Source organism: Coleofasciculus sp. G2-EDA-02, from assembly GCF_040226375.1.
GTDB lineage: Bacteria > Cyanobacteriota > Cyanobacteriia > Cyanobacteriales > Coleofasciculaceae > Coleofasciculus.
On sequence record NZ_JAVKEW010000060.1, the window covers coordinates 1 to 11,076 of the forward strand.

An 11,076-nucleotide genomic window follows, 5' to 3' on the forward strand; every position below is an offset into this window, starting at 1 on the left:
GCTTCCTGTCTCGCTTGCCGTTGCCTTTTTGTATTGCTACAAATTGGTCTTACACAGCATCTCTCGCCCTGTAGAGACGTAGCATGCTACGTCTCTACATCACCTCAAAGAGTGAACCCAGGCAGCAACCCGCCTTCCGCAGGCGTTATTCTTTGTTCGTACAACATGGCTTGGCTTTTCTTTTACCGCAGGGCGTAACCTTACGAACCAGTGGTCATATTCTTTCCTTGGCTGCGATGTTTGGAGCGGAACCAGCATATTACTGCTACTTCGGAATTAGCCTGTCTGATGTCCATACGTCCTCTTCGGGTCAGCAACCAATCAAATGATAATATTAGCGTGCTAATAGTTGCAACGCAAAATAAGACGGTTACTCAACTGATTGAAGACTCAATTGATAGACTGCCGTTGCCATATGTATTGGAAACCTCCGTTCCTCCGGTTTCCCGCTAGTAATCCCCACCCGAAAGCCGTTCATTCTCGCCTGACGGCTACGAAAATCCGTCTGTTGAGGGTGGGGACTTCCGCGATACGTTAACTTGTGTGAATTTATCGCAAGTTCTATTAAGTTTCATCGATTTTCAGTAAATATTGCGGTTGAATACAAGATTAAAGGCACAAATTGTTACAGGTTCATCCCCAAATGCAAGTTTAGCAACTTGTGCGAATGATTTTGTCTCTACTGGGCTGGCGTTCCCTACTGAAATGGCTAGCTTTCAACCCAAAATTCGTTTAGCTAATCTTTCAAATCATCCCTACTCAAGAGCGAAAATTAGTAGAGTAGGGGAACCGGTCTGACTCGTTTTCTGTGGAATTTGGTGATTTCAATGACTTCTGCTGCTGAACTTTCAGCTTCACAAGCTGCGGCAATCAGTCCCATCGCGACCTTACCCGAGGAGGCTGAAATTGCATACGATCCCCTGCAGACAGCCAGGGGCGTCTACATAACTGTTCACGGGCATTTTTATCAACCCCCTCGTGAAAATCCTTATCTGGATACCATTGAACGTCAGCCCTCGGCGGCACCGTTTCACAACTGGAATGAACGAATTCACCACGAATGCTATCGCCCCAATGCCTTTGCACGGGTGTTAAATGGTTACGGCGAAGTGGTGGAGATCGTTAATACCTTTGAATATCTCAGCTTTAACATTGGTCCGACGCTGATGTCGTGGTTGGAACGCTACGACATGGAAGTTTATGAGCGGATACTGGAAGCAGATCGCAAGAGTTGTCAACGGCTTAACGGTCATGGCAATGCGATCGCGCAAGTCTATAACCATATCATCTTACCCCTCGCCAATGAACGGGATAAATACACCCAGATTCGTTGGGGAATGGAAGATTTCCGCTCTCGCTTTGGTCGTGATCCCGAAGGAATGTGGCTGGCGGAAACGGCGGTTGATTACCCCACCCTGGAAGCTATAGTGGCAGAAGGGATTAAGTTTATCATTCTTGCACCGTCCCAAGCCGAACGCTGTCGCCCTCTGCCGACAGAAGACAATCCTGATCCTAAATGGCATGAAGTGGGTGGAGGTCAGATTGATCCCAGCCGCCCTTACCGTTGTTTCCTCGAAAGCGGTGAATTTATCGACATCTTTTTCTACGACGGTCCCATCTCACGGGATATGGGGTTTAGCGATGTTCTTAGTAGTTCCGAACATTTCGCCGGTCGTCTAGGGATCGCGATTCATGGGGATCACCGTCCCTCCCAGATTATCAGTGTGGCAACCGATGGGGAAACCTTCGGACATCACAAACGCCACACAGAAATGTGTATCGCCCATGCCTTTACTCAAGTCTTTCCCCACCGTAACTGGACGGTGACCAACTATGCCCATTACCTCAGCATCAGTCCGCCGACTTGGGAAGTTATTCTCAAACCCGTAACCGCTTGGAGTTGTTCCCATGGCGTCAACCGTTGGCAAGATGACTGCGGCTGTGGTGGCGGCGGTGGTTGGCATCAGAAATGGCGGCGTCCCCTGCGAGAAAGCCTGAACTGGCTGCGGGATCAGTTAGTTCCGGTGTATGACGAGAGAGTCCGTCAGTTTTTCCGCGATCCTTGGGCGGCGCGGGATGAGTATATCCAAGTGCTTCGCGATCGCTCTTTGGAAAAGGTGGAGGAATTTCTTAACCGTCACAGCGTTGCGCCTCTCTCTCCCACGGAACAAATCGACGCCCTGCGGCTATTGGAAATGCAACGCCACGCCATGCTCATGTACACCAGTTGCGGCTGGTTCTTTGAGGAAATATCCGGGCCAGAAGGGGTACAGATTTTACGCTATGCGGCGCGGGCGTTGGAGTTAGCTGGAGAGGTGGCGGGTATCCAGCTTGAGCTAGGTTTCTTGGAACGCCTTTACCTCGCACCGAGTAATATAGACTGCTTTAAAACCGGGGATGTGGTCTATCGGCAACTGGTGGTGTCGGCGCAAATTACGTTTAAACAAGTTGCCGCCCATTACGCGATTAGTTCCTTATTTACCAACTATGCCCAACAAGAACGGATCTACTGCTACCAAGCGCATCAGCTTGACTATCAACTCCAACGTATGGGTTCACTGACGTTGGCAGTGGGTCAATTGCGACTGGTGTCTGAGATTACTTGGGAAAATATGGAATTAGTTTTTGCTGTTCTCCATATCGGCGGCTGGGACTTCCACTGCTGTATTCAACCCTTTACCGGGCGTCGGGCATATACCCAGTTGAGGGACAAGATATTTGAGGCGCTCAAGCAAGCCAGTGCTGCCCATACGATTCTGGCAATGAATCAGATGTTTGGTGAGCAGTCGTTTAGTTTACAAAATCTGTTTGCTGAAGAGCGACAACGGATTATGCAGCTAATTAGTCAGGAAACCCTGACACGATTAGATCAGCTTTATAACCAGATGTACCGGGATAATTACGGCGTTTTGATGGCATTCCATCGGGATGAATTGCCCGTACCGAAAGAATTGCAAGTGGCAGCAGAAATTGCTTTGTCCAACCGTTGCCTGATTGCGATTAAAGCCCTAGACATAGAGGTGAGCGATCCCCAAGCTATCAATGCTCAGATAGCTGAACTGGAAGCGATCGCCACAGAAGCGGGACATTTACGGTGTCACCTGAATATCCCAGAAGCCAAGCTAACTCTGGAGAGATTAATTTGGCGAGGGTTGTGGCAACTTTTGCATGAGGGTGATCCCGATACCCTCGCCCAGGATATCCGTCAGATTGATCGGCTGATTGAGATTGGCAATCGGCTGAACCTCGGTTTATCTTTAGACCGTTGTCAAGAACTCTATTTCAACTGTTTACACACCTCAATCGTGCCGCAATGTGAACTGGCAATTCAAGCCCAACGCCTGAGTGAGCAGAAGAATGGACATCAGGCGCAGCTTACGGCGACAAATCCTTGGACGATTATCCGACTGCGCCAGTTGCTTCAGCTTGGTCAACTTTTGTCTGTGGAAGTGAGTCCTTGGTTAAGTCAGTTGATTTAAACGAGTGAGATAGGGGACATAGGGGAGATGGGAGAAATAGGGAGTTAACTCAAAACTCGGTCAGGGCGGGTTTTGAACAAAAGTTATCATCAATAGCTTGGGCGAATGCCCTAAACCCGCCCCTACTTTCCTCTAAACTTCCCTAATCACCTGTTTTCCAATCCCCAATCCCCAATCCCTAGGGCAATAGAACTGCGCTAATCCCATGAATCATGCCGTTAGATGCAGGAATATCTGCCAGAACCACGGGGATACCATTGACAAAAACTTCGCTAGCATCGCTGACTCTTATGGTTAAGGGTTTACCCGCTAGGGTGGTTAACCGTAAGGTCGAACCGGGGGTTAAGCCAAAGGTGTTAATGTTACCGGGAACAACGTGATACGTGAGGATTTCAGTTAATCGAGAGCGGTTTTCGGGTCGGAGTAAAGTTGCAACAGTTCCCTCTGGTAAAGCAGCAAAGGCTTCATCTGTGGGGGCAAAAATGGTAATTGGTCTCCTCCCCGCCAGTGCTGAGGTGAGTCCGGCGGTTTTGATTGCAGCCGTTAGGGTGGAGAAAGCGTCGTTGGCGGTTTCGAGTTCATCAGCTATATTGTTTACGCCTCGTTGAGCAATCAGGTGGAGTCCGGGTTCTGCCTTCAAGAGGCGAGGGGATTCGGTGATGCTGTTGGCTGGCAATGCGATCGCGGTACCGAGACTGGCAAGACTTAAGCAGGCGGTTAGTTTCCTCAAGGTGGAAGTAAAAGAGCGGGCTGGCATGAATTTTTCTCCTCAGAGCAGGTATTTATAACGATTTGTATACTACTTTAGTCTGAATTCAGACTTTATGCTTCTTTCTCAGGTACAGAGTCCAGACTCATACTCTAAAGCTGTTAAGGAAATTATTGGCATTGGATATGATTAGATCGACGAGGATTTTAGAGGAACTTAAGCCATGATTCAGTCGGCACCCAACCTACTAACATTTGAAGAGTTTCTGGAATGGTATCCCGATGGACGAGGGCGTTATGAACTGTATGAGGGAGTTATAGTTAAAATGAATCCCACTGGAGACCACGAAGAGGTTGCCGCTTTTCTCAACCGCAAGCTGAATGTAGAAATTGATCGCCAAAGTCTACCCTACTTTATTCCCAGAACCTACCTCGTCAAACCTCCTAGTATTGCATCAGGTTATCAGCCCGATGTCATCGTCTTAGACAAAAACGCCTTGCACGATGAATCACTTTGGAAAAAATCATCAACTATCTCACAGGGAAAGTCAGTCAAATTGGCAGTAGAAGTTGTCAGCACTAACTGGCGAGATGATTACCTGACTAAAGCCAGAGATTATGAAGAAATGGGGATTCCAGAATATTGGATTGTTGATTACTTGGGGTTAGGTGGTAGACGATTTATTGGCAATCCAAAACAACCCACTTTTTCAGTCTACCAACTTGTTGAGGATGAGTACCAGGTTAGTCAGTTCAGGGGAGATGACCGCATCGATTCTCCAAGGTTCCTAGAATTGAACTTGACAGCCAAACAAGTCTTTAGCGCTGGAGCATGACAAAACCCAACTCTACTGAAACAGTACTTATTCAAAACCACTATCCCCTATCAAAAGGTGACGTTTACCAAGCCTTGGGTTGGATAACTTTAACTCATATAGCATTAGACACATCGATTAGGACAAGCGAACTGTTGTAGAGACGTTACGCCGGAATGCTGATGAACAAAAGATCTAGATAATTGAGTGCATTTAATCTTCTGAAAAAATCCCCCAATTCTTTTCCTGTCCACGTCCATCAGACATTAAGAACAACCGAGAGAATCCCTTGTGGCTACGCCAGTTTTAGAATTAATCCCTGAAGCTTGCTGACATAATTGTTGCAGTTGTGCGCCATCTAGAAGGGCATCGGTGAAGTCAGCACCTGTAATTAATGTATTATCAAACACTGATCCAAGTAAGAGAGTTTCGACTAAAATCACATCACTTAAATCTGCTCCCGTCAAATCTGCCTGATCTAACATGCCATAGCTTAAATCCACACTGTGCAAATTAGCATTAGTCATCACTGACCCACTAAAAATAGCACCTCGCAAGTCAGCATAGGCAAAATTACTTAACTGTAAATTGGCATTGGCAAATTCAGCCCTCTGTAAATTTTGACCGGAAAAGTCTTTGCCTGTGAGTTGGGCGTGACTGTAGGATAAGGGAGGCGGATAGTCAGCCGCTTGAGCAGATAGAGGATGAACAAATAGGGCGATCGCGACTAGGAATGCTATCAGTTGGCGAAGAATCATCTCAAATTGCCTGATTGACCTTAATTCTTTTCCCCTATTAAATCTGATTAGTGTTGAGTCGGTCAAATTCAGGAAGCGGGGGTAGCAAGCGTGCAAGACGTATGTAGTGGCGTGGCACACCTAATTTAGTGGATGACGCTTACACCCGGAAACCGTAGGGGCGCACAGAGCTTGCGCCCGATTTAATCGTCAAATCTATTCCCCAAGTTTAGCCGTGCCACTTAAGTAGATTAGCGCAGAATACCTAAGTAGATTAACGCAGAATACCTAGGTAGGTTAGCGCACAAGATGCCCGCACCACTCCATCCATAAAGAAAGGAGGCGTACATCCGAGGGTGTCACATATTCTTTCACTTTAAGAGAGGAAAATAATCTCACATTTATTTAAGTAATGTAAATCGCTCTTAAACCTTCTTTCTTAGGATAGATAAGCTTCAAGACATTTCTTGATAATCTAAAAACTATGTTGATTAAAATCTGATTGATTAATCATTAAACTATTAAACTAAGGAGGACATTACTATGGGAATTTTAGCCTGGATTGTTTTAGGAATTATCGCTGGCGCGATCGCGAAGGCAATTTATCCAGGACACCAAGGCGGTGGTATCCTCGCTACCATAGCACTGGGAATCGTTGGGGCTTTAGTTGGAGGCTGGATTGGTAACTTGCTTTTTGGAGTAGGTTTTACAGGCTTTACTTGGTGGGGTTTACTCGTGGCAATTGTAGGCGCGATGGTCGTTTTGTTTATCTACGGTCTGGTTACGAAAAACGCTTAGTCATCCCTTGATCAGATAAGCTGCTCCCCTGATTAAAAATCGGGGGATTTTACGTTGTTTGTCCGACTCTTTTCCCAGAGAAAGGTTTTGTTCGCTTCCAGAAGCCGCTTGCATGTTTCCATCTTATGTCGGTATAGTTGCTGACATAAGACCAGTGACATAAGACCAATGACCAAACTTCGAGCATTAATCTTTGACGTAGATGGGACATTAGCGAATACAGAACAAGACGGACATCGTGAAGCATTTAACCACGCCTTTGCTGAAGCTGGATTTGATTGGGATTGGTCTGTTTCCCTCTACGGTGAATTACTAGCAGTTGCTGGCGGGAAAGAACGTATCCGCTTTTATTTGAACCAATACCGCCCTGATTTTCCACCTCCCGCCAATTTCGACGAGTTCATTGCAAATCTGCACCGGGCGAAAACTCACCATTATCAGCAACTTATCGCCACGGGGGCTATTCCCCTGCGTCCCGGTGTGCAACGATTGATTAAAGCGGCGCGATCGCAAGGAATTCGGTTAGCCATCGCCACCACTACCGCCCCTACTAATATAACCGCCCTTTTGCAGCATACCCTAGGGGAGGAGAGTCCGGCGTGGTTTGACGCGATCGCGGCGGGTGATATCGTCCCGGCGAAAAAACCCGCCCCAGATATTTACCACTATGTACTGCGGCAGATGGATTTGCTACCCCAAGATTGTTTAGCGATAGAAGACTCTGATCAGGGTTTAATTGCGGCGACGCAAGCGGGTATCACCACGATGATTGCAGTCAACAACTATACAAAAGACCAAGATTTTGCCCAAGCGATACTCGTGTTAAATCATCTCGGAGAACCTGATCAACCCTTTACCGTTCTCGCCGGAGATGCTGGAGATAGCCGATATGTTGATATAAAACTCCTGAACAATCTACATCACCGTTAGAGCCTCGGTTCAGTTACCACAGTTAGCTGTGAAAAGACTACAATTAATGGCGGCTCATCCCCTCTTCCCCAATCCCCAATCCTCAATCACCTAACTTTACGAATTTGAGTCCAAAACTCTATTAATATAGCAATTCAATTGCAGCCATGATATCATGTCCGTCTAGACAGTGATTCTTGACTTTTACCTTGCCACCTTACTCCTTACCTTCCGCCCTAGAGCATTCTGCCATCTGCCTTAAAGAGTACCAAAGTGTAAGTATTCAACCGAACCTGATAATGACCGGCTTGTCCCGGAGTGATGGGGTAGCGTTATGACCTATAGCCTTAGAATTGCGGATATTCCTGCTAGCGAACGTCCACGCGAACGATTAATGGCGATTGGTGCCAAAAATTTGGCGACGGCGGAACTGATTGCCATTTTGCTTGCCACAGGTCAGGGAAAAGGTAAACTTTCAGCAGTAGGTTTAGGACAATATATTTTGCAGCAATTGAGTCAAGATGAGCGCGATCCCATGGCAGTATTGCGAGATATCTCAGCCCAGGAGTTAATGCGTATCCATGGCGTCGGACCCGCTAAAGCTGCCACCATTCTAGCCGCCATTGAACTGGGAAAACGAGCCTTTCAGTCTCGCCCGACAGAAGGCACAATAATTGACAGCCCCACAGCGGCGGCGGCGGCTTTGAGTCATGAGTTAATGTGGCAAACTCAGGAGCGTTTTGCCGTGTTACTGTTGGATGTGAAAAATCACTTATTGGGGATTAAACTCATCTCGATTGGTACAGCAACACAGACATTAGCCTGTCCCCGTGAAATTTTACAAGCCGTCTTGCGCCATGGAGCGACACGGTTTATTGTGGCGCATAATCACCCAACAGGTAGTGTTGAACCCTCTGAGCAAGACATTTTTCTGACCAAGCAGCTTTTGCAGGGGGCGCAGCTAATCGATGTGCCTTTAGTGGATCACTTGATTTTGGGAGATGGCGATTATCGAAGTCTAAATATCACGACTTCATTATGGAAAGAATACCCCCAAGATATTTAACCTTTGAAAGTGTTTCCAGAGCATCTATCTACATTAGGCATTGTTGACTTAACCCAAATGGGTTCACAAATTGACAATGGATAATGAACAATGGATAATGACCTCTCCTTAAAAGAAGAGAATTGAAATTAAGGAAAATCTTTTTTAATTTCTTCGTAAACGAAGAGGTCTTAGACCCAATTAATCAATTGTCAATTATCAATTATTAATTATCCATTGATCAACCCCGAAACTATACCAATATTCCGCCTTGATTTGCGCTATTATGCCCAACTTCCAAGGGCAGAAATATCGTCATCACTTCTCCCGCTTGGGGTCGCTGACGCACAATTAATTTACCTCCTAATGCTTGGAACATGTGCTTGGTCACGTTCAGATTCAAACTTAAACTGCCTGTTTCTGGCTGAAACATTAGTAACTGACCAATTGATTTTAACGTCTGGCAGGTTGACTGTCCCAACGCATCAGCATTCCCCAAATTTTCTGGGTCAGGTTGAGACTGGAATTGCAATTTTAACTGGTCTCCGGCGGGTGTTACCTGCACCTGAATGTGACCACCTGCAGGTAAGGTGCGGGTAAAATTCTCCACTAAACCCGTCAATACCTGATCCAACATTGAGGGATTACTCACTACTGTGGGCAGATTTTGCGGCAATACGACATCTAAGCTGACATTACGCCTTTGTGCCTGCTTTTGCCAGTGGGGAATACTGTTCTGGAAAATTTGAGCCAACGACATTGATGTGAGATTAACAGGAGCTGCTTTAACCGCTTTTGTTTCTAATTCAACGGCTTTAAAAATTAACTCCATGCGGTTAATTTGTTCTGTACATTCATGATCTATAATTTCCAGGCGGCGAATAACTTCTGGCGCTAAATCTCGACGTTTTAATAATAATTTTGTTAACGTGCGAATCGTCGTCAGCGGTGTGCGGACTTCATGGGTTAAAGCTTGCAGAAGTTCAATGTCTGGGGTGGCTTCCCGGAGCTGGGATACTCGATGATTGACACGGGTTTCTGATTTAGCTAAGGGTTGCCAATCCCGGTCTTCAATTGTCTCACTGTAAGAGGGGTCTTTAGATAATTGAGTGACTGAATTACTCGGAGTTACAGCTATGGTTTCATTCTTAATTTCCGGGGAAGATTCGGGCATATTTTGTAGCAAATGACGCCCAAATTCCATAACAATCTGATAATCTGGGCGCTGGGGGGCAAACTGCTTAACTAATGTATTTAAATAACTCAGTTGATGGGGATTGGCTAATAACAACCGAGGATAAAGAGACGCCCAAGCTTTTTGCACATCATTTGGATCAAAGGAGAAGCGAAACCCAGGTACACCATTTTGGTCTTCTCCCGCCGCCATGACTAAACTAAAGCCACGGGTAAAGACTAAACAAAACTGCTCTGTGCTCAACGAGTCAGCCGGAAACAACCGGAGTTGATATGTGGTATTAACCGTACATTGAGTCCTTTCCGGTTGAGCTGGAGGCAATTGAAAGGGCATAAAACTCCAGGGGTTTACGGTTTCAGTGGTAAACACCCCAGTTTGGAAATGGGAAAGGAGATCTGAATGACTTAAAACGGGTGCAGGACCAGCTAAAACTAACCCGTTTAGGGAGGTTGAATGGTCGGCTTGATCCCGTTGGCAAAGGAGTTGTAAGAGTAACTGTTCCAGAGACGCGATCGCACTCTGCCATTCTCGTTGCGATCGCCTCTGTTCTATCATCCGGCGACTAGTCTCACTGCGCTGTCTTTTATCCATGACAACCTTCGCAGGTTCAACCTGAGATTCGACCGGATTGTTCACTCCAGTCTGCGTATTCTGAGCTAAAACTTCACTGATGTTTGGTAACAACCACTTTTGCACCGCTATCTATCCCCATGAACAACCAGTTCTACTTGTCTATCTATGAGGATACTGGCACTCATCATCCCTCTGGGGTCGTAGAACCGAACCCATGAGTCGCAATTTCCGTGGATTGTCCTTTGTTATTCGTCATTCGTCCTTTGCTCAGGGCACAGACGATAGGAATCAGATGGAGTTATCAGGGTTGTGTAGGGGCGGGTTTTACTACTATCGTTTCTTGCCTTACCCAAATTTGATTAAACCCGCCTCGACTACCCCATCCTGCATAATTCATAATTTCTTCACAATTCAGACAATTCTTTCTTCCTACAGATGGACAAGTTGCTGATATAAACTACCCAGACCTGCTAAGAGCGGAGGTCTGGGTTTTCAGTAGCCCTGAAGTCATCAAACAAGCTTTGCTGAACATATTCGACAGTTCGGTTCAACTTGCACGATAACCCCGTGCCTCCAGGCTGGTTTATAGACAGCCCCACAAGTGCAATATTATTGGCTCCATTAAAGTCGGCATCCCCATGCCAACCGCAATGCCCACATTTAAAAGTCTTGCCATTACGGTAAGACTTTCACTCTAACTTGTCTGTGTAGTATATAGGCATTGATAGAGTTGTATAACTTATCGGTTATATATCCGTGCGCCTTTCAACTTTTTTAGTTTTGGCACAAATTAACGTAATACCAAGGGTTTCAGATG

9 protein-coding genes and 1 pseudogene are annotated in these 11,076 nt (G+C 46.2%); 6 read left to right on the forward strand and 4 right to left on the reverse strand.

The genetic code is table 11. The annotated features are described in order from the left end of the window. Positions 1–83 precede the first annotated feature (83 nt). Positions 84–329: a hypothetical protein gene (locus tag RLO19_RS05985; RefSeq protein WP_446354718.1), complete on the forward strand. Its 246-nt coding sequence runs from the start codon at positions 84–86 to the stop codon at positions 327–329. A gap of 498 nt (positions 330–827) precedes the next feature. Then, positions 828–3,479, forward strand: coding sequence for a DUF3536 domain-containing protein (locus RLO19_RS05990; RefSeq protein ID WP_446354720.1), 2,652 nt, complete (start codon positions 828–830; stop codon positions 3,477–3,479). Between the two features lie 178 nt (positions 3,480–3,657). Here RLO19_RS05990 and RLO19_RS05995 read toward each other — a convergent pair whose 3' ends face one another. Continuing rightward, positions 3,658–4,236: a fasciclin domain-containing protein gene (locus tag RLO19_RS05995; RefSeq protein ID WP_446354722.1), complete on the reverse strand. Its 579-nt coding sequence runs from the start codon at positions 4,234–4,236 to the stop codon at positions 3,658–3,660. Between the two features lie 175 nt (positions 4,237–4,411). Here RLO19_RS05995 and RLO19_RS06000 point away from each other — a divergent pair, with 175 nt between their 5' ends. After that, positions 4,412–5,023: a Uma2 family endonuclease gene (locus RLO19_RS06000; protein WP_446354724.1), complete on the forward strand. Its 612-nt coding sequence runs from the start codon at positions 4,412–4,414 to the stop codon at positions 5,021–5,023. Positions 5,024–5,268: 245 nt separating this feature from the next. On the opposite strand, the gene RLO19_RS06005 is transcribed toward RLO19_RS06000, so the two are convergent. Continuing rightward, the gene (locus tag RLO19_RS06005) at positions 5,269–5,760 is read right to left on the reverse strand and encodes a pentapeptide repeat-containing protein (RefSeq protein WP_446354726.1); all 492 of its coding nucleotides are present in this window, start codon (positions 5,758–5,760) and stop codon (positions 5,269–5,271) included. 522 nt (positions 5,761–6,282) lie between these two features. On the opposite strand from RLO19_RS06005, the gene RLO19_RS06010 reads away from it, so the two are divergent. From RLO19_RS06010 to radC, 3 genes are all read left to right on the forward strand, one after another. Next, on the forward strand, positions 6,283–6,537 hold the full coding sequence (locus RLO19_RS06010; RefSeq protein ID WP_446354728.1) for a GlsB/YeaQ/YmgE family stress response membrane protein: 255 nt from the start codon (positions 6,283–6,285) through the stop codon (positions 6,535–6,537). A gap of 168 nt (positions 6,538–6,705) precedes the next feature. Next, entirely contained in the window at positions 6,706–7,467 is a 762-nt protein-coding gene (locus RLO19_RS06015) for an HAD family hydrolase (protein WP_446354730.1), read from the forward strand. Positions 7,468–7,780: 313 nt separating this feature from the next. Beyond that, positions 7,781–8,512, forward strand: a complete 732-nt coding sequence (gene radC / locus RLO19_RS06020; protein WP_446354732.1) for a RadC family protein — start codon at positions 7,781–7,783, stop codon at positions 8,510–8,512. 232 nt (positions 8,513–8,744) lie between these two features. Here the strand turns inward: radC and RLO19_RS06025 are convergent, their stop codons facing one another. Both RLO19_RS06025 and RLO19_RS06030 read right to left on the reverse strand, forming a co-directional pair. Beyond that, positions 8,745–10,322 (reverse strand): sensor histidine kinase, encoded by a 1,578-nt coding sequence (locus RLO19_RS06025; RefSeq protein WP_446354734.1) that lies wholly within the window; start codon positions 10,320–10,322, stop codon positions 8,745–8,747. A 407-nt stretch (positions 10,323–10,729) separates the two neighbouring features. Further along, positions 10,730–10,948 (reverse strand): annotated as a pseudogene (locus RLO19_RS06030) (RNA-guided endonuclease InsQ/TnpB family protein); the annotation flags it as partial. Positions 10,949–11,076: the final 128 nt, after the last annotated feature.